Genomic DNA, 17376 nt, shown 5'->3' on the forward strand with positions numbered 1-17376 from the left:
TGCTCCCTGTGAGGTTGTGCCGGCGTCAGGCGCCGAGCAGTCGGTTGCCCGATTCGTTCATGCTGTCGCTGGCCTTGAACATCTTCATCTGCATCTCGAAGCTGCGGTTCAGGGCCATCACGGCGACCATTTCTTCCACGGCCGAGACATTGCTGCCTTCGAGCACGCGGCTGCGTACATTGATGTTCTGGTCGGCCGCGAGCGGCTCGCCGCCACGCGCCACGATCAGGCCGGCTTCGTTCTTGGTCAGTTCGGCGCCTTCGGCGCTCACCAGCCGCAGCCGGTCGACGACCTGGGTCACGGTGCCGCCTTCCGGCATGACCGAGATCGTGCCGTCGTTGGCAATGTCGACCGCCGTGTGGGGCGGCAGCACGATCGCGCCGCCTTCGCCCAGCAGGGGGCGGCCGGCGACCGACAGCGCGCCGTTGGCATCGATGTCGATGGCGCCGCTGCGGGTATAGGCTTCGCCGCCATTCCATTCGACCGCCAGGTAGCCATTGCCGGCAACGGCCACGTCGAGCGCCCGCCCGGTCTCGCGCACGGTGCCGGTGCGGGTGGAAATCGTGTCGGCTTCCGAGCGCGACTGGTGCACGCTTTCGTAGCCGTAGCCACCGAGCGACTGCACCGATGCCAGTTCGATATTGGCGCGAAAGCCCGGCGTGTCGGCGTTGGCCAGATTGTTGGCCCGCACCTGCTGCGCGCGCAGCGTGCGTTCGGCGCCGCTGACGGCGGTAAAGATGAGCTTATCCATGGCGCGGCGCTTACAGGGCCTGCATCAGCGACTGCATCATTTCGTTCTCGGCGGTGATGACCTTCGAGTTCGCCTGATAATTGCGTTGCGATGTCATCAGACCGACCAGTTCCGACGTGATGTCGACGTTCGAGCCTTCCAGCACGCCCTTGGACAGCTTGCCGCCCAGGCCGACGCCCGGCGTCGTGTACAGCGGCGCGCCCGAGTTGGCGTTGGCGATCCAGGCGGTATCGCTGACCGACACCAGACTGCCTTCGTCGGGGAAGGTGGCAATCGCGATCGTGCCGACGACCTGCTGCTGCTCGTTGCTGTACTTGGCCACGATCGAACCGTTCTCGGCCAGCTCGACGCCGACGAAGGTGCCCGACGCATAGCCGTCGGCGCGGTTGGTGGTGTTGGTTGCTTCGCCAGCAAACTTGGACGTGCCGGTGTAGTCGAAGTTGAAGGTCATGTTGGCTGCGCCCGCGGCTGCCCCAGGGATGGTCAGGGTCGGACCGGTCGTCGATGCCGGCAGAATCTGGCCATTGGTGCCGAAGTTCATGGCGAAGTTGGTGGCCGGCGCCGCGCCATCGAGGCTGTAGTGCACGGTCACGGTGTCGGCATCGGTCTTGACGAAATATTGCGACACCGTGTGCTGCGTGCCGAGCGAATCGTAGACCACCGATTGCTTGACCATATTGTAGCTGTTGCCGTCGGTCGGGTTAAAGCCTGCTGTCGGAACTTTCCAGTCGCCCGACATATTGCCGGCGTAGCTCACCTTGGTGCTGGCCACGGCCGGGATCTGGCCGGTCGGGATGGCGATGTCACCCATCGTGCCGAGCGCGCCACCCACGGACGGGCCGTATCCCTGGATTTTCTTGCCGGTCGCATCGACCAGCAAGCCATCGGCGTTGGTCGAGAAGATGCCCACGCGCGAGTACGACACGACGCCCTGGGCATCGCGGCTGGTGAAGAAGCCGCGCCCCTGGATCGCGGCGTCCATGCCGCGCCCGGTGCTCGACAGGCTGCCGTTCTGGCTGATGTTCTGGGTCAGTGACTGCACCTGCACGCCGTTGGCCTGTTCGCCTGCATAGATCGACGCGAAGTTGGCGCGGCTGCTCTTGAAGCCGTAGGTGCCGGCGTTGGCGATGTTGTTCGACAGCGTCGTGAGCTGTTCGTTGATGGCCTGAATGCCCGACAGGGCGATATTGAAGCTCATGGCATATCCTTTTAATTGAACGTGACGGACGCATCAGCGTCGGTGGTCTTGCCGTTGAAACCCGTGATCCAGCCCGGCTCGACATCGCCGATGCCGGCCACCTGCATGACGATGCCGCCGCTTGCCGACAGGCGCACGCTGTTCAGGCGTCCGTCGATTTCCACCGCCGGCTTGGTGCCGTCGGCTGCTTCGGCAGCGATGCTGTATTTGCCGGCTGGCAGGCCGAGTTTGGCCGGGTCGATCGTGAAAGGCTGCGCGCCCGCGGCATGCGGCGGCAACTCGATCCGTGTCTGCACGCCGGTGGCGCCGGTGAGTACCAGCTGCGTCAGGTTGCTCGCCCCGCCCAGCTGGACGGTGCCCTGCAGCGGGGTCTCGCCCAGTTGCACGCGGCTCGTCTCGACCGACACCTGGTTGCCGACCTGGCCACCCATGGCCAGCACCTGCAGGCTTTGCAGCATGGTGGCGCTGGCAGAGGTAGTCTGGGTCATGTTTTCCAGCGCTTCGGTCTGCGACAGCTGCGACAGCTGATTGACGAACGTGGCCGGGTCCGATGGCGCCAGTGGATCCTGGTTGCGGATCTGCGCGACCAGCAGCTTGGTGAACATGTCCTTGTTGGCGCTGACGGGGCTGGCGGCCGGGGCGACGGCATTGCTGCCCGTGCTGCCGTTCGCATTGCCATTCAGGCCGAATGCATTCGAGGTGGTGGTCACCATGATCAGCTCTCTCCCATGCGCATCAGCGACTGCTGCATCGACTTGATGCGGCCCATCACCTCGACATTGGTCTCGAAGGCGCGCGAGGCGGCCATCATGTCGGCCATTTCGGCCACTTCGTTGACGTTCGCGTAGAACACCATGCCGTCGGCATCGGCCAGCGGATTGTCCGGTTCGTGCATGCGGCGCAGCGGTGCGCTCGATTCGACCACGTCCAGCACCTGCACGCTGGCGCTGCCGCCGTCGCCCAGCATCGCGGCAAACACGGGCTTGCGCGCGCGGTAGGCATTGGCCTCGGTGCCGGCGACTGCGTTCGCGTTGGCCAGGTTGCTGGCGATCGTGTTCATGCGCACGGTCTGGGCCGCCATGGCCGAGCCTGCAATCTGTGAAATATCCTTGAATCCCATGCGATGCTCCTTACTGACCGGTGATGACTTTGTTCAGGCCGCGCAACTTCATGTTGATGAAGGTGAGGCTGGTCTGGAAGTCGGATGCGTTCTGCGAAAACGCTGCCTGCTCGACACCGATTTCGACGGTGTTGCCATCGGCGCTGGCCTGATACGGGACGCGGTACAACGGACCGTCGGCGGACAGGGTCGGCATCCCGTCCTCGCTATCGCGCTGGTCCTGCAATGCACTGGCGAAATCGATGTCGCGGGCGGTATAGCCCGGGGTGCTTTCGTTGGCGATGTTGGCGGCCAGGACGCGGGTGCGTTCGGCGCGCAACTGGAGCGCATCGGCGTGGACGCCCAGCGCGTCCTTGAAATTAATCGACATGGCGATTCTCCGGTGAAGTGCAGTGGGATTGGTTAGAATGGTTATTTCCGCCTGACCAACATTGTCCACCTATGGATTTCCGTAAGGCAATACTGATTATTGTAACCTGTGTGTTGTGCGCCACAGCATGGTCAGCGCAAACTCTTTCCGCACAGATACAACAGATTGCGCGAGATGAGCTTGAAAAAGTCGCTGCCGCCAGTGGTTTGAGCGAACCCGAATTCGATCTGGCCGTGGTCAGCAGCCGGCCGGCGCCCGCCTGCAGCGTGGCGCCCGCCATCGAGACCGTCGACACGCGCCAGCCGGCGCGCATGCGTTTTGTTGCCCGTTGCCCGGACGGCAACGGCTGGCGCCATGAATTCATCGTGCGCGCACGGGTGTCGGCCATGGTGGCGGTGGCCAGCGCGCCGTTGTCGCCTAATACGGTGCTCGGCGAGTCCGATGTTGCCCTCGAACGGCGCGACATCACCAATATCGCCGATCCGGTCGGGGTGCTGGCCAATGTCGTCGGCCAGTCGAGCCGGCGCAGCCTGCGCGCAGGCGACGTGCTGCGCGTGGGCAGCCTGGCCGCACCCGTCGTCGTCAAACGCGGCGACGGCGTGATGATGGTGGCGCGCCAGGATGGCATCGAAGTGAGCATGGCCGGCGAGGCGCTCGACGCTGGCGCGCGCGGCGCTGTGGTCCGCGTCAAGAACAGTGCCAGCGGCCAGGTCGTGCGCATGCGCGTGGTCGGCGCCGGCGCAGTCCAGCCGCTCGACTTGCCGCTGGGCGAATGACGCGCCAAGCGAGGCATCAATCCGCCATGCCCTGCAGCTTGCCGGCGATGCGCGCCAGTTTCGACGCGTAGTCGGGGTCGGTGGCGTAACCGCCACGCGCCAGTCCCTGCGCGAAGGCCTGCGCGTCGTTGCCCGTGTTGAGCGCGCCGCGGTAGCGGGGATTGTCCAGCAATACGCGGGCGTAGTCCTGGAACGCGCTGGCTGCATCCGGATAGGCGCGAAAGCGCTCGCGGGTGGTCAGCGCCGCGCCATTCACGTATTCGGTGGTGGTCGAGTCGCCCGTTGCGCCGTTCCAGCGCGGCCCGGCCTTGATGCCGAACAGGTTGTGGCTGCTGGCGCCGCCCTCGACGCGCAGCGGCCGCTGGCCCCAGCCCGATTCGAGTGCCGCGTGGGCTTGCACCAGCTCCGGCGCCACGCCGAGCTGCTGGGCCGCCTGGCGCGCCCAGGGCGCGATGCTGTCCAAAAATGCCTGCTGCTGCCGCGGCCTGGCGGCGTTCGGCGCCTCGACACCGTCGGCATTCTCGCTACCATCCATGATCAGGCCGGTGGCGCGTGCGCGCAGCAGCGCACCTTCGGCGCTCAGCGTGCTGGCAGCGCCACCGTCCGCGTCGCCATGCTGGATGTAGGCGGACACTTCACTGGCGACATCGTTTAACAGGCTGCCAAACCCCGTGCCGCCGCCGGGTGCGGCGGTCGGGCGCGTTGCGTTCGTTGCGCTCGTCGCTGCGGTTGGCGCGGTGGCCCGGGTTGTCAGGTCAACGTGGCGCATACAACTGCTCCTCGCCGTGCAGCACACGCTGCATGATGCCGTGCTGTTCGGCCAGCAGCTGGCCATTGCGCAGCGTTGCGTCCTTGCAGGCGCGCACCGTCTGCTCCAGCGCCTGCCAGGCCGCTTCGAAGGCGGCGCGCGGCGCCGGCGCCAGTGTCGCGCTGTATTGCGCCATCGTTCCCTGTGGCCCGAGCAGTGCGCGCACCAGCGTCACGCGCTGCTGGCGGCGCGCTTCCACGGCCTCGAGCAGCGGGGTAAGTTCGGCGGCCAGCGTGCTCAGCTCGGCGCTGCGGTGGCGCACGGCGGCGTCGAACTGGCGTTCGAGCAGCATCAGGATAGTGGCTGCTTCGTTGACGTCCTGGGTGACGCCGTCGGCAAGCAGCGCGTTGGCCTGGGTGCGGGTGAGAGTGGCCATGCTTAGCGTCCCGAGTGGAATTTTTGGATCAGGCCGGCCAGGCGCCCGGCATCGAACGGCAGCTCGCCGCGTGCAAGCGCCTCGCGCAGTTCGGCCACACGCACCGCGTCGAAGTCCGGCATCGCGCTGAGCGCATCGGCGGCAGGCTGCAGCACCGCCGACTGCAAGGCGGCTGCCGGCGCTGCAGGTGCTTCGCTCTGGACCGGTACCGACACCGCACCGGCGCCGGGTGTCACGGTGGTGATGGCGGACGACGATGTGCCGGAGATTTTCATGCGGTTACCTCGTGATTTGGTATTGATGGTCATGGCGATGTCGGCAGCTGGCCGCGCAGTGTTTCCAGTGCCGCCGCGTCGGGCAGGCTGACGGTCGCGCCGGCACCTGCGTTCCCGACCAGTGTCTTGCCCGCCGGTGCGCCGGCCGCCGGCGCGCCGAACATGCCCGCCACCGCGCGCGATTGCGCGCTGGTCAGGATCAGCAGTTCGATGCGGCGGTTCTTGCCGTCGAGCGGCTGCTCGGGATGCAGGGGGCCGCGGTCGGCCATGCCCACCACTTGCAGCACGGTGTCGGTGCGCATGCCGCCGGTGAGCAGCTGGGCCCGTGCCGACAGCGCGCGGTCGGTCGAGAGCGCCCAGTTCGAATACGCACCGCGGTCGATGCCGGCGTAGCGGCTGGCATCGGTGTGGCCGACGATCAGCATCTGGTTGCGCATCTGGGCAAATACCGGACCCATCTTTTGCAACAGGCGCGCGAAGCGGCCGGTGGGCAGGGCGCTGCCGCGCATGAACATGCCCTGCTTGTCGGTGTCGTGCAGCATCACGCGCAAGCCGTACGGCGTGACCACAGTGGCCAGGTTCGGCGCCAGTCCTGCTTCCACCGACATCTCGGTCAGCGCCTTCGACAGGGCGGTGAGGTCGGCCCGGGTTTCGTAGCCGACCTTCGGCGCGCCCGCATCGCCCCCGCTGCCCGGATTGCCGGGGCCGCCATTACCCGTGTGCGGCACCGGGAAGCGTTCGATCAGGCTACCGCTCGGTTCGCTCGCGATGGCCGGTTTCTGGCCCTGGCCTTCGAGCATGCCGCTCTCGGTGGCCTCGCTGATGATGGCCTTCAGGTTCTGCTGTTCGCGCGAGGCGATCAGCCACAGCACCAGGAACAGGGCCATCAGCGCCAGGCAGAAGTCGGCGAACGCGACTTTCCAGGCGCCGCCATGTTCGTCATGCTGGTGCTTGCCGCCACCGCGCTTGACGATGGTCGATTCGTGTTTGTCGTTCGTTTTCGACACGTGTTACCCCGTCATGCGGTCGGCGGCGCGCCGGCGCTTGTTCTGCGATTCGTCTTCGCCGCCCATCGCGTTGATCCACTGTTCGAGCTGGGCAAAGCTGGGCTTGGTATTCAGCTGGATCAGGCGGCGCCCGGCGTCGATTGCCAGCAGGGCCGGCTTGCCGGCCACGTGGGTGCACAGCACGACCTTGACGGTTTCCATCGTCGAGGCATCCGAGTTGACCGTCTGTTTCATCAGGTTGGCCAGCGGCTCGAGCACGCCGTAGCAGGCGAAGATGCCGATGAAGGTGCCGACCATGGCCGCGCCGATCTTTTCGGCGATCTCGCCCGAATCGGCGCCGCCCGAGACCGAGTACATGGCCATCACGATGCCCAGCACGGCCGCCAGGATGCCGAAGCCCGGCATCGCCTCGGCGATCTTCTGCAGCGATTTGGCCGGCTGCGTCAGCTCTTCATGGATGGCTTCGAGCTCTTGCTCGAGCACGCCTTCGAGTTCGTGTGCGTTGATCTTGCCCATGGCCATCAGGCGGAAGTTGTCGACGATGAAGGCCAGCAGCTTGGTCTCGTCGAGGATGGCCGGATAGCGCTGGAACAGCGGGCTTTCGGCAGGCGCCTCGACGTGCGCATCCAGTGCCTTCAGGCCACCGGCAGCCGTCTGCAGCAGCTCGTACATCAGCAGCAGCAGCTGGCGCTGGAATTCCGAGTCGTGTTTCTTGCGCGCCGCCACCTTCTTGAGCTGGTGACCCAATTCGGCCAGGACGTGCTTCGGGTTGCCGAGCACCAGCGCGCCAAGGGCAGCGCCGCCGATGATCAACAGCTCGATCGGGTGGAAGATCGAGGTAAAGGTGCCGCCCATCAGGGTAAAGCCCCCGAAGACGGCGCCGAGCACGATGGCGATACCGAGTAATTGCTGCATGACGTGTGCCTTTCTGGCGGTTTCTTTGTTGAGTTCAGTCGCGTCGCAGCGCGGTGTTCATTTTGGCCAGCGCGCTCTTGTTGAGCTGGCAGACACGCGCGTCGGACAGGTCGAGCACGGCGGCGATTTCCTTGTAGCTCAGCTCGAACTCGTAAATCATCTGGATCACGCGCTGTTCCTTGTCGTTCAGCTTGGCCAGCGCCTGCTCCAGACTGCGCCGCACCATGTAGGCGTCTTCGGGGCCGGGCGTGTGGTGCTCGGCCCCGACCGCTTCCTGCAGAACCTCGTCGAAGCTGAGCATTTCTTCGGCGCTTTCTGCCAGCAAATATTGCTGGTAGTCGCCTGCGCTCAGGCCCAGCGCGCTCGCCGCTTCCTGTTCGTTCGGCTCGCGGCCCAGGCTGCGCGTGAGTGCGCGCAACGCGTCGCGCTGGCGGTGGCTGTCCTGGCGCACGGCGCGCGGGCGCCAGTCCTGGCGCCGCAATTCGTCCAGGATCGCGCCGCGCACGCGCAGCGCGGCGTAGCTCGAGAACCCGGTGTCGGGCGCGCCATAGCGGCGCAGCGCTTCGAGCAAGCCCATCAGGCCAATCTGTTCCATGTCCTCGCGCCCCATCGCGCCCGAGACCTGGCTGCCGAGCTGGCGTGCGATGCGCTTGACCAGCGGCGCATACGCCACCAGGTGACGCGACTCGTCCTGCGGCGACAAGCCGGCACTGGCCACCACCTCGCCATATTCGCTGGCGGCGGCATCGACGTAATCGGTCATATAGGCCACGGCGTCTCCGGGATCAGGCTGCGTATCACTCGATGATCAGCTTGCCGACCATGACTTCGGAAAACGGCTTGATGTGGTTTTCCTTCGCGTAGTTGGCATTGAAGACCTTGTTCAGCTCGGCAGCGTACTGGTCCACCGTCATGCCCGACGCTTCGGCCATCGTGCGGGCCGACAGCGCGGACACGACGATGCTGCGCAGCAGCGGCAACTGTTCCTTGGTGGCTTTTTCGCCCTCTGCCGTGGTGGCCAGTACCAGGTCGACCGACAGGTAATGCGTGGACTGCTCGGCCGGGGCGCGGCGCAGCATCACAATCACCTTGTCCAGCGTGACGTACTTGGTGAGCTTGGTTTCTGGCGCCGGCTTGGCGGCCACGGCGGTGCTTGCGGTCTTGCTTGTGTACCACATGGCGCCACCCGCGGCGGCCGCCACGACAACGACGACGGCGGCAATGGCAATGATCAGTTTTGCTTTCATGGGGGGCGTGTCAGTTCATCGAAAAAAGGGTGGAGCCGGGGCTGGCCTCTTCATGCAGCGCGCGCCCGGGGGCACGGGCCTGTTCCTGTTCCTGGCGCGAACGGCCCTGGGCATCGGCCTGGCCCTGACCCGGGGTGTGGCCACCGGTCTGGGCGCTGGCCTGCATGCGCGGCACGTCGCTGACGTTGACCGAGACGCTGCCGTACTGGCGGCCCGCCAGGTCGCTGCGCAGGCTGTCGCTGACCGTGTTCAGCTGGCGCAGCACTTCGCTGTTGGACGCGGCGATGTGGATTTCCAGGTTGCCGGCGCTGTGGCGGATCGCGATCTCGATGCGGCCCAGCATCGGCGGCTCCAGGCGGATCGTGGCCTGCTCGATGTTGCGGCCAAGCTGGAGCTGCAGGCGTTCGCCGAGCGCCTCGTGCAGGTTCTGGCGCCATGCGGTCGGCGGGCCGGCCAGCACGATGCTGTCGGCGCTGCGCGCGCTCGCCGCCGGCGTTCCCGCGAGCGCACCGGGACCTGCCGTGACCGGGATCGCATCGGCGCCGGCGCCGGCATCGGCCGCGGCCTCGCCTGATAAGGACGCAGCAGCCGGCACGGCGTTCGGCTGCGCTGCCACGGACTGGGCGGCGCCAGGTTCGGGCCGGGCTGCTGCCACGACGCTTGCTGCCTGGGCGGCCGATGGCGTGAGCGCCGTTGCTGCAGCCGGCACCAGGGGTGCGGCGCGTGCGCCGATCGCCTGGGCGACCGCGCCTGGCGCGCCGACAGCCGGGCCGCTTGCGGCTTCGTCGGACGGCGCGCTGGCGGCATCACCGGCAACGCCCGGTTTCGCAGTCTGCATCGCCAGCATCATGGCCGGCAGCGCTGCCGGCGCCAGCATCGGCGCCATCGCGCCCAGCAGGGCGTCGGGGACGACGTCATCGTCCACCGCTGCCTCGGCTTCGCCAGCGTCTTCGCCCGGCGCCGCCGCGAGATCCTGCTGCGGCGTGGTGACGGTGACGTCGCGCAGCGCGCCTTCGAGCTTGATCCAGTGACCGAATGGCAGGGTAGCCGCCGGCGCCGTGGGTGTGGCCTGGACTGGTGCTGCCGTACCGGCGGCATCAGCGGCGGGCGCAAGCGCATCGGGCGCCACCGCGCCGGGGGCGGCGGTGGATGCTGCCGGCGCAGGGTTGCCGGCCATGCTGCCAGCCGGTTTCATTGTCGTCGTCATGCTGCTGTTCATCGCAAAATTCATCGCACGTTCTCGCCAGGTTCGGTTGCGCCCGCGAGGGCATAGGCCATCCAGCCTTCCTTGTTGTCACGCATCTCGTCCATCCGGGCCTGCAGGCCGGCAGCGGCAGCGGCGCCCGCCTGTGCGGCGCGCTCGTGCGACGCACGCAGGCGCTGCAGGGCCGCGCGCTCGGCGGCGCTCCACGGACCCTTGACGGCCAGGGCCTGCAGCTGGCGCGCCAGGCCGTGCACGGCCCGCGCGAGGGCATCCCAGTCGGCGCCGCTGGCAGCGGCGTCGAGCTGCGCCCCCAGGCGTCCGATGGCGGGTGACCTATCCATTGCGTTCCTGCACGCCTTTCCAGCCCTGACGAATCGTCGACAGGATGCGGATGACTTCATCGACCATGTCAGGGTCGAGCTTGATACCAGCGGTGTGCAGGTGGCCCGCGCAGAAATCGTAGATGCGCGCGAGGTTGGCGACCGTGTCGCCGCCGCCGTCGAAGTCGAGCGAGCTGGCCAGACCGTTGATGATCTCGACGCATTTGTTGATGCTGTTGGCCTTCTGTTCGTAGCGGCGCGCGACGATGTGCGCGCGGGCGCGCGCCAGTTCGTCGAGCAGGCCGTCGGTGAGCAGCAGCACCAGGTCGACCGGCGAGGCGCGCGTGGTCTGCGCATCCAGGTTCACTGCGTGGTAACTGCCGTAAGCTTCTTGATAGGACATGATGGGGATCCGGCTGTGGTTATTTGTCGTTGCCGAACAGGGCATCGAACAGGGACACGTTGTTGTTCATCACGGACTGCATGTTCTGCAGCTGCGTGAATTGGCGCAGGTAGCGCTGATAGGCTGCTTCGTGCTGCCCGTCGAGCGATGCCTGGCGCGCACTCAGGCGCGATTGCTCGCTGGTTGTCTGTTCGCGGCGCAGCTTGATCTGGCCGTCGACGCTGCTGCTCCAGGTTTTCAGGTAATTGTCGAGCGCGCCGGCGATGCCGGTCGGCGCCGATGAACTTGGCGCCCCGATCAGGGCGTCCAGACCGGTCGGATTGACGGCCAGCTGGCTGGTCAGGCGCTTCGCGTCCAGTTCGAGCGTGCCGGTGCGCGTGGAAATGATGCCGTAGGCCGCCAGCGAGTCGCCATTGGCCGGCCGCAGCAGCGTCCCGAGCCGGTCGTTCAGCGCACGCACCCCGCTGTCATGCGCGAACGTGCCAGCGGCAACGCCCTTGGCGGAGTCGCCGCTGGCGGTCAGCTTGCTCAAGGTGGTCTTGAGCTTGTTGAAGGCGTCGACGAACGCCTGCACGTTGGCCGTGCTGGTGGTGGTGTCGGCCGACACGGTCAGTGTGACGGGCGCGGCGCCGGTTGCATGGGCCCTGGTGAACGTCATGCTGACGCCATCGATGGCGGTGAAGGTGTTGCTGGCCTGCGTGATCGCGGTGCCGTTCTCGGCGCCGACGCGGATCTCGGCATCCTGCGCCTCGACCAGCACCCGGCGCCGCGCCGGATCGGCATTGGCGTCGGCCAGGCTGGAGGTGCCGGTGATGCCGCTCGTATCGAGCGTGATGGCCGAGTTCAGACCCGTGTCCCTGGCGGTGAGCACCAGTTCGGCCGTGCCGCCGGTGGTGACGATCGAGGCTGTGACCTTGCCCCCGTTGCCGGCAGCGCCATTGATGGCGGCGGCCAGTTCGCGCGTGCTCAGCGCGCCGCCGTCGGTGTTGGCGGCGGCCATGTCGACGTCGAAGGCGAGGGCGCCGCCCATGTTCAGTTTGAGCGTGCCGGCCACGCCGGTGTTGTCGGTCAGGCCCGTGAGCGACACCTGGCTGGCCGTGGCGATCTGCTTGACGAAGAAGCCATACGTGCCGGCGGCGGCCTTGCTGCTGGCAGTGGCGCTGCCGATCGTCGTGTCGCCAAACACGGCGGACTGCGCGAACACCGTCTTGTTCGCGCCCGTGAGCGCCGCCAGGCTGGTCTGGAAGGCCAGCAGCGCCGAGTTCATCTCGGTCAGGCCACGCTCGGCGGCCGTGGCAGTGGCCAGCTGCGTCGTCAGGATCTGCTGGCGCGGCGCGACGTATTTGTCCGCCAGATTGGTGGCGGTCGGAATGGGATCGTAGGTCGGTGAGGTGATTGCCGTTGCCATGGTGCGTGCTCCTTGTGATTGCGTGTGCCCGTCGGGTCGGCTCAAGCCTGCCCGGCCAGCCAGGATTGGGTGGCGATATCGTCTTCGCGCTTGCGGGTAGCGCGTTCATTCTCGGCCGCATGCGCGCTCTGGGTACGGGCCAGCACCTTGCCCAGCAGTTCGCGACCGACCCAGGCATCCTTGAGCCGGCTCTGCGAGACCGCCATGTTTGCCTGGTGCAGCGACAGGTCGATGCGGTGGCTGTCGGCCAGCGCCATCACGCCCTGCTTGTAGGCGCCGCAGTTCAGCGCCATCGCCGGATTGACCTGCAGCGCCGCGCCCGATGCGCCGCTGCCGTGCGTCAGCGCCGTCAGGCGATCCAGGTTGTTCTGGTAGCGCACCCGTGTTGCTTCCTGGCTGGCCAGGTCGGCTTCCAGACGCTCGACCTGGGTCGAACGCAACTGCACGAGGGTGCCCAGGCTGCGGATGGTCGTCGAACGCGTCATGCCATGATCGCTTTCAGGGCGTCGATGCAATTGTCGATGGGGGCGCCTTCACGCGTGCCCTGGCACAGGAACGCCTCGATATGCGGTTGCAGCTGCACCGCGCGGTCGGTTTCCGGATCGGCGCCCGGCACATACGCGCCCAGCGGAATCAGGTCGCGCACGCGCGCATGGCGCGCCAGCGCTGCCTTGAGCTTGCGCGCGGCCAGCGTGTGTTCCGGCGTGACCACCTGCGCCATGCAGCGCGAGATCGACTGCGCAACGTCGATCGCCGGATAGTGGCCGCGCTCGGCCAGCTCGCGCGTGAGCACGATATGGCCATCCAGGATCGCGCGCGCCGAGTCGACCACCGGATCCTGCTGGTCGTCGCCTTCGGCCAGTACCGTGTAGATCGCGCTCATGCTGCCTTGCGGGTTCTCGCCGTTGCCGGCCGATTCCACCAGTTGCGGCATGTTCGAAAACACCGACGGCGGATAGCCGCGCGTGGCCGGTGGCTCGCCCAGCGACAGCGCCACTTCGCGCAGCGCCATCGCGTAGCGGGTCAGCGAATCGCACAGCAGCAGCACGTTCTGGCCGCGGTCGCGGAAATGCGCCGCCACGGCATGACACAGCTCGGTCGCCATGACCCGCATCAGGGGACTTTCGTCAGCCGGCGCGACCACCAGGACGGCGCGCTTCAGACCCTCTGGTCCGAGCGAGCGCTCGACGAATTCGCGCACTTCGCGATTGCGCTCGCCAATCAGGCCAACCACGACCACATCGGCCACGGTCTGGCGCGTGATCAGGCCCAGCAGCACCGATTTGCCCACGCCGGAGCCGGCCATCAGGCCGACGCGCTGGCCCTTGCCAATCGTGAGCATCGCATTGATGGCGCGTACGCCGACGTCGAGGGGTTCATCCACCGGCGTTTTCTTGAGCGGGTTGACGCGCGGCGGGGCAGGGGCGAGCGGCTGGTCGCCACCCAGGCGGCCCAGGCCGTCGATCGGTTCGCCCAGGCCATTGACCATGCGGCCCATCCAGCTCGGGCCGATCATCAGGTCGCCCTTGTCGGTTGCCGGCAGCACGCGCGCGCCGGTGGCCAGGCCGGTCGCCTTCTTGAACGGCATCAGATACGAGACCTTGTCGCGAAAGCCGACCACCTGCGCATCGAGCCATTCGCCATCGACGGTCTCGATGCGGCAGCGCTGGCCCGTGTGCAGGCGGCAGCCGCTCGCTTCCAGCAGCAGCCCCTGGGCGCCGACCAGGCGCCCGGTAGGCGTGGCCACCGGCACCGCGCCGAGTTCGACGGCGCGCAGCGAGTCGGCCAGTGAATGTGCCAACCCCGTCATGCCTGCTCGCCTTCGCCAAGCAACTGCTGATGCACCTGTTCCATGACGGCCGTCAGGCGCCCCTGGCAACCGGCATCGACTTCATGGTCGCCCGAACGCACGCGGCATTCGCCGGCGTCGAGCGCCGGGTCGGGCAGGATGGTCCACTTCTTGGCACGCTTCGGATCGAGCTCCAGCACGCGGCGCAGTTCTTCCGGATTCATGAACACTTCGACCTGATCGCGTGACGGCGGCATCACGGCCAGCGCTTCCTCGACCAGCGAGAGCAGCTGCACCGGCTGCAGCGCCAGCTCGGCGCGGATCACCTGGCGCGCGATCTTGCCCACCAGGTCGACCACTTCGGTGCGCTGCGCGGCGCGCAGGTCGGTCTTGAGTTTCTTGAGGCTCTTGAGCATCGCATCGACCGGCTTGGCCAGCTGTTCGAAGCTCTCGAGCGCCATCGCGCGGCCTTCCTCGATACCCCGTTCGAGACCCTCGATCTTGCCTGCTGCAATACCGTCGGCGCGGCCCTGGTCCAGGCCCACCTCGTAGCCGTCACGCTGGCCCTGGCGATAGCCGTCGGCCAGTGCGCTTTGCCACTCGTCGGCGGCATTGCCACCGGCCGCACCGGCGGACGCGCCGGCAGGGCGCGCCGCGCTGAACTGGTGCAGCGGCGGAAAGTGATAAGCGCGAAACGGTTTCATTCGGCAGTCGCCTCGGCAAACAGCTGGATGTCGATCTCGCCGGCGTCGGCCAGTTCCTTGACTGTGGTCATGATTTCGCGGCGGGTCTGCTCGATGCGCGACATCGGCACCGGTCCGGAGCGGCGCATCAGGTCTTCGAAGCTTTGCGCCTGGCGGCGCGGCATCGCGGCCAGGATGGCGTCGCGCAGCGGCGCTTCGGCGCCTTTCAGCGCAATGGCCCACTGTTCCAGCGGCACGTCGTCGAGCAGGCGCGAGATGACCTGTTCGGTCTGGCGCGACAGGATGAAGAAGTCGTACATCGACATCTCGATCTGCGAGACAACTGCAGGATCGTGGGCGCGCAGCAGTTCGACCATGCCGGCGCGGTTGTCCTGCAGGCGGTTGAGGATGTCGGCGACCTGGCGCACGCCTTCGACGCTGGCGCTCTGCGTGTCGAGCGCGGCGAGGCAGCGGCCCACCAGTTCTTCGAGTTCGTGCAGCACGTCGCGGTCGATTTCGTCCAGGCGCGCCATGTTCAAGAGCACCAGTTCGCGGCCTTCCAGCGGCAGCGCTTCGAGAATCTGCGAGGCCAGCGCCGGCGGCAGGAACGCCAGGAACACGGCCTGCATCTGCACGTGCTCGCTCGAGACGAATTCGGCCAGCCACTTCGGCGACGCGTACTGCAGGCGCGCCATTTTCGGGCGGATCGCATCGCCATAGATCGAATTGAGCACGCTGTTGGCGATGTCGCTGCCCAATGCCAGGTCGAGCGAGCGCTTCAGGTAGCTGCGCGAGGCGCCATGCAGACCGCTTTGCTGGCGGTAGTCGTCGAAGAAACTCTGCAGCGCCGATTTGACGGTGTCGACCTTGATGCCGCTCATGCGCGACATGACCTGCGTCAGTTCGATCAATTCGTCGCGCTCGAGGCAGCGCAGCACGGCCGCAGCCTGCTCTTCGCCGATCGACAGCAGCACGATGGCCGCCTGTTCGACCGGGCTCAGACCGGCCTCGACGTCGTTGTCTTCCACGTTATTCAGTTCGGCCATGTTTTTTCTGTACCCATTGTTTGACGACTTCGGCGACGCGCTCCGGCTCTTTGGCCGCCAGCACTCTCAGGTGATCGACCATGACGTCGACCGGCGAGCCGGACGGCGGCAAGTCATAGTTTTCGAGCAGGGGAATGACGGCGCCCGGGGCGCCCGTCGCCGGCGCTGCGAGCGCCGTGACGCCGGCCGGCAGCGCGGTCAGCGGTGCTGCGGCGGCGCCCGCCAGGGCCGGCGTGGCCAACGTCGGCGATGGCGGCGCCAGGCGCGAGGTGGCGGCGCGCAGCAGAGGCCGGGCCAGCAGGAAATACGCCAGCACCGCGCCAACGGCCCACAGGGCCCAGCTTGCCATGTCGACGATGTTGTCGCGTTCCTGCCACCATGCCTGTTCGACCGGCGCAGCCGGGAACTTCATGGCCGACACGGCCAGCACGTCGCCCCGCGCAGCGTCGATGCCCAGGCCGCCGGCCAGGATCTTCTCGATATTCGTCAGTTCGGCGGGCGTCCAGGCCTTGCCGTCGGCAGCGCTGGTGGTGTTGAGCACCACGGCCACCGACAGTTTTTTCAGGCGGCCGCGTTCGCGCTTGATCTGCGTGATTGCGCGGTCATACGCGTACTGGCGCGTGGTGGCGTTCTTGCGGGCGTTGCCGTCGTCGGCTTTTTCGGCAGGCGCGGCGCCTGCCGCTTCCGCGGTAGCGGGCGCTGGTGGCCGGTTCGACAGCGTGCCCGGCACGCCCATCGCCATCCGGCTCTTTTCCATCTCTTCGCGCATCGCTTCGCTCGTGACCTTCGGCGCTTCGCCGTATTTTTCCTGTGTCTCGTCGACGCGGTCGTTGTCCACGGCAGCAGTCACGCTGACCTTGTAGTTGGCCATGCCGAGGATCGGCGCGAGCAGGTCGTTGACGTTGGAGCGCACCTCGTCGGCGTGGCGCTTGGCGGCGGTATCGCCCTGCGCGGCGCCATCGAAGCCATCGGCCAGGTCGATGCGCGAGGACAGGTAGTTGCCGGCCTGGTCGACCAGCGAGACGCGCTGGGGCGAGAGCCCCGCGACGCTGCCCGAGACCAGGTTGACGATCGCGGCGATCTGTTCGTTGCCCAGGCTGCGGCCCGGCTTCACGGCCACCACGACCGACGCCGAGTTGCCATCGGCATTGCCGGTCACGAACGAGCTGGTCTTTGCAATGGCCAGGTGCACGCGCGCACTGGCGATCGAATCCATCGCCAGGATGCTTTGCGCGAGCTCGCCTTCCAGGCCGCGCCGGAAGCGTACGTCCTGCACGAACTGCGACACGCCCAGCGGGTCGTTGCGGTCCATCAGTTCGAGACCGGCCGGCAGCTGGGCGGTCACGCCCTTGGCCGCGAGCAGCATGCGCACCTTGCCCAGCTGCGACGACGGGACCATGACCTGGCCGCTGTCCGGATGCACGCGGTAGGGAATCTGTTCGGCTTCCAGCACCGTCATCATGTCGGCGGCGACGACTTTCTCGCGCGCACCGAAGACCGGCTTGTAGCTCGATTGATCCTGCCACAGGAACATCATGACGGCAGCCGTGACGGCCATGGCCACGCCAAGCATCAGCGGCAGGTTATTGCGCAGCAGCGGTGGCAGCGCGGGCAGCGCGAGCTTGCCGCTGAAGGAGGACTTGAGAGAGGAGAGCACGTGAGCGTCGCTTGTCGAAAAAA

The 17376-nt window shown here is 67.1% G+C and carries 22 protein-coding genes; 1 reads left to right on the forward strand and 21 read right to left on the reverse strand.

Annotated features, from left to right (window positions below; translation table 11 throughout):
- Positions 1-25: 25 nt before the first annotated feature.
- From AC56LH_RS02360 to flgB, 5 genes are read right to left on the reverse strand one after another with little or no spacing between them, the layout of a single operon-like run.
- Positions 26-751: a flagellar basal body rod protein FlgF gene (locus AC56LH_RS02360; RefSeq protein WP_499643704.1), complete on the reverse strand. Its 726-nt coding sequence runs from the start codon at positions 749-751 to the stop codon at positions 26-28.
- Between the two features lie 10 nt (positions 752-761).
- The gene (locus AC56LH_RS02365) at positions 762-1949 is read right to left on the reverse strand and encodes a flagellar hook protein FlgE (protein ID WP_499643706.1); all 1188 of its coding nucleotides are present in this window, start codon (positions 1947-1949) and stop codon (positions 762-764) included.
- A gap of 11 nt (positions 1950-1960) precedes the next feature.
- On the reverse strand, positions 1961-2662 hold the full coding sequence (locus tag AC56LH_RS02370) for a flagellar hook capping FlgD N-terminal domain-containing protein (protein WP_499643708.1): 702 nt from the start codon (positions 2660-2662) through the stop codon (positions 1961-1963).
- Between the two features lie 2 nt (positions 2663-2664).
- Complete coding sequence (gene flgC, locus AC56LH_RS02375; RefSeq protein WP_499643710.1) at positions 2665-3069, reverse strand: flagellar basal body rod protein FlgC; 405 nt, start codon at positions 3067-3069, stop codon at positions 2665-2667.
- A 10-nt stretch (positions 3070-3079) separates the two neighbouring features.
- On the reverse strand, positions 3080-3439 hold the full coding sequence (gene flgB, locus AC56LH_RS02380; protein ID WP_499643712.1) for a flagellar basal body rod protein FlgB: 360 nt from the start codon (positions 3437-3439) through the stop codon (positions 3080-3082).
- A 206-nt stretch (positions 3440-3645) separates the two neighbouring features.
- On the opposite strand from flgB, the gene flgA reads away from it, so the two are divergent.
- Complete coding sequence (gene flgA / locus AC56LH_RS02385; protein WP_499643713.1) at positions 3646-4215, forward strand: flagellar basal body P-ring formation chaperone FlgA; 570 nt, start codon at positions 3646-3648, stop codon at positions 4213-4215.
- Between the two features lie 16 nt (positions 4216-4231).
- Here flgA and AC56LH_RS02390 read toward each other — a convergent pair whose 3' ends face one another.
- Genes AC56LH_RS02390 through fliF form a run of 16 tightly spaced genes read right to left on the reverse strand, consistent with a single transcriptional unit; the run spans position 4232 to position 17353 of the window.
- Positions 4232-4984 (reverse strand): glycoside hydrolase family 73 protein, encoded by a 753-nt coding sequence (locus tag AC56LH_RS02390; RefSeq protein ID WP_499643715.1) that lies wholly within the window; start codon positions 4982-4984, stop codon positions 4232-4234.
- Positions 4971-5399: a flagellar export chaperone FlgN gene (gene flgN / locus AC56LH_RS02395; protein ID WP_499643717.1), complete on the reverse strand. Its 429-nt coding sequence runs from the start codon at positions 5397-5399 to the stop codon at positions 4971-4973. Before flgN ends, AC56LH_RS02390 begins: the two co-directional genes overlap by 14 nt.
- A gap of 2 nt (positions 5400-5401) precedes the next feature.
- Positions 5402-5707 carry a flagellar biosynthesis anti-sigma factor FlgM gene (gene flgM, locus AC56LH_RS02400; protein WP_499643719.1) on the reverse strand — a complete coding sequence of 102 codons (306 nt, stop codon included), beginning with the start codon at positions 5705-5707 and terminating at the stop codon, positions 5402-5404.
- A complete protein-coding gene (locus AC56LH_RS02405; RefSeq protein WP_499643721.1) occupies positions 5704-6681 on the reverse strand; it encodes a flagellar motor protein MotB in 978 nt (325 codons plus the stop codon). Before AC56LH_RS02405 ends, flgM begins: the two co-directional genes overlap by 4 nt.
- A 3-nt stretch (positions 6682-6684) precedes the next feature.
- Positions 6685-7596 (reverse strand): flagellar motor stator protein MotA, encoded by a 912-nt coding sequence (motA, locus tag AC56LH_RS02410; RefSeq protein WP_258836336.1) that lies wholly within the window; start codon positions 7594-7596, stop codon positions 6685-6687.
- A 34-nt stretch (positions 7597-7630) separates the two neighbouring features.
- Positions 7631-8368: a FliA/WhiG family RNA polymerase sigma factor gene (locus AC56LH_RS02415; protein ID WP_499643723.1), complete on the reverse strand. Its 738-nt coding sequence runs from the start codon at positions 8366-8368 to the stop codon at positions 7631-7633.
- 25 nt (positions 8369-8393) lie between these two features.
- Positions 8394-8843, reverse strand: a complete 450-nt coding sequence (locus AC56LH_RS02420) for a flagellar basal body-associated FliL family protein (protein WP_499643724.1) — start codon at positions 8841-8843, stop codon at positions 8394-8396.
- Between the two features lie 10 nt (positions 8844-8853).
- Complete coding sequence (locus tag AC56LH_RS02425) at positions 8854-10050, reverse strand: flagellar hook-length control protein FliK (protein WP_499643726.1); 1197 nt, start codon at positions 10048-10050, stop codon at positions 8854-8856.
- A gap of 20 nt (positions 10051-10070) precedes the next feature.
- A complete protein-coding gene (locus tag AC56LH_RS02430) occupies positions 10071-10388 on the reverse strand; it encodes a hypothetical protein (protein WP_499643728.1) in 318 nt (105 codons plus the stop codon).
- The gene (gene fliS, locus AC56LH_RS02435) at positions 10381-10770 is read right to left on the reverse strand and encodes a flagellar export chaperone FliS (protein ID WP_499643730.1); all 390 of its coding nucleotides are present in this window, start codon (positions 10768-10770) and stop codon (positions 10381-10383) included. Before fliS ends, AC56LH_RS02430 begins: the two co-directional genes overlap by 8 nt.
- 19 nt (positions 10771-10789) lie before the next feature.
- Positions 10790-12178, reverse strand: a complete 1389-nt coding sequence (gene fliD, locus AC56LH_RS02440; protein WP_499643732.1) for a flagellar filament capping protein FliD — start codon at positions 12176-12178, stop codon at positions 10790-10792.
- Between the two features lie 41 nt (positions 12179-12219).
- Complete coding sequence (locus AC56LH_RS02445; protein ID WP_499643734.1) at positions 12220-12663, reverse strand: flagellar FliJ family protein; 444 nt, start codon at positions 12661-12663, stop codon at positions 12220-12222.
- Positions 12660-13988, reverse strand: a complete 1329-nt coding sequence (fliI, locus tag AC56LH_RS02450) for a flagellar protein export ATPase FliI (RefSeq protein ID WP_499643736.1) — start codon at positions 13986-13988, stop codon at positions 12660-12662. Before fliI ends, AC56LH_RS02445 begins: the two co-directional genes overlap by 4 nt.
- Positions 13985-14671: a flagellar assembly protein FliH gene (gene fliH / locus AC56LH_RS02455; RefSeq protein ID WP_499643738.1), complete on the reverse strand. Its 687-nt coding sequence runs from the start codon at positions 14669-14671 to the stop codon at positions 13985-13987. Before fliH ends, fliI begins: the two co-directional genes overlap by 4 nt.
- Entirely contained in the window at positions 14668-15696 is a 1029-nt protein-coding gene (locus tag AC56LH_RS02460; protein ID WP_499643740.1) for a FliG C-terminal domain-containing protein, read from the reverse strand. The genes fliH and AC56LH_RS02460 overlap by 4 nt, the downstream gene beginning before the upstream one ends.
- On the reverse strand, positions 15680-17353 hold the full coding sequence (fliF, locus tag AC56LH_RS02465; RefSeq protein ID WP_499643742.1) for a flagellar basal-body MS-ring/collar protein FliF: 1674 nt from the start codon (positions 17351-17353) through the stop codon (positions 15680-15682). The genes AC56LH_RS02460 and fliF overlap by 17 nt, the downstream gene beginning before the upstream one ends.
- Positions 17354-17376: the final 23 nt, after the last annotated feature.

The organism is Telluria sp. LT1R51-2, from assembly GCF_059685775.1.

Bases quoted from the DNA above. Each gene is read 5' to 3' on its own strand.
- AC56LH_RS02360 (WP_499643704.1), bottom strand. From the start codon at position 751: ATGGATAAGCTCATCTTTACCGCCGTCAGCGGCGCCGAACGCACGCTG.
- AC56LH_RS02365 (WP_499643706.1), bottom strand. From the start codon at position 1,949: ATGAGCTTCAATATCGCCCTGTCGGGCATTCAGGCCATCAACGAACAG.
- AC56LH_RS02370 (WP_499643708.1), bottom strand. From the start codon at position 2,662: ATGGTGACCACCACCTCGAATGCATTCGGCCTGAATGGCAATGCGAAC.
- flgC (WP_499643710.1), bottom strand. From the start codon at position 3,069: ATGGGATTCAAGGATATTTCACAGATTGCAGGCTCGGCCATGGCGGCC.
- flgB (WP_499643712.1), bottom strand. From the start codon at position 3,439: ATGTCGATTAATTTCAAGGACGCGCTGGGCGTCCACGCCGATGCGCTC.
- AC56LH_RS02390 (WP_499643715.1), bottom strand. From the start codon at position 4,984: ATGCGCCACGTTGACCTGACAACCCGGGCCACCGCGCCAACCGCAGCG.
- flgN (WP_499643717.1), bottom strand. From the start codon at position 5,399: ATGGCCACTCTCACCCGCACCCAGGCCAACGCGCTGCTTGCCGACGGC.
- flgM (WP_499643719.1), bottom strand. From the start codon at position 5,707: ATGACCATCAATACCAAATCACGAGGTAACCGCATGAAAATCTCCGGC.
- motA (WP_258836336.1), bottom strand. From the start codon at position 7,596: ATGCAGCAATTACTCGGTATCGCCATCGTGCTCGGCGCCGTCTTCGGG.
- AC56LH_RS02420 (WP_499643724.1), bottom strand. From the start codon at position 8,843: ATGAAAGCAAAACTGATCATTGCCATTGCCGCCGTCGTCGTTGTCGTG.
- AC56LH_RS02425 (WP_499643726.1), bottom strand. From the start codon at position 10,050: ATGACGACGACAATGAAACCGGCTGGCAGCATGGCCGGCAACCCTGCG.
- AC56LH_RS02430 (WP_499643728.1), bottom strand. From the start codon at position 10,388: ATGGATAGGTCACCCGCCATCGGACGCCTGGGGGCGCAGCTCGACGCC.
- fliS (WP_499643730.1), bottom strand. From the start codon at position 10,770: ATGTCCTATCAAGAAGCTTACGGCAGTTACCACGCAGTGAACCTGGAT.
- fliD (WP_499643732.1), bottom strand. From the start codon at position 12,178: ATGGCAACGGCAATCACCTCACCGACCTACGATCCCATTCCGACCGCC.
- AC56LH_RS02445 (WP_499643734.1), bottom strand. From the start codon at position 12,663: ATGACGCGTTCGACGACCATCCGCAGCCTGGGCACCCTCGTGCAGTTG.
- fliI (WP_499643736.1), bottom strand. From the start codon at position 13,988: ATGACGGGGTTGGCACATTCACTGGCCGACTCGCTGCGCGCCGTCGAA.
- fliH (WP_499643738.1), bottom strand. From the start codon at position 14,671: ATGAAACCGTTTCGCGCTTATCACTTTCCGCCGCTGCACCAGTTCAGC.
- AC56LH_RS02460 (WP_499643740.1), bottom strand. From the start codon at position 15,696: ATGGCCGAACTGAATAACGTGGAAGACAACGACGTCGAGGCCGGTCTG.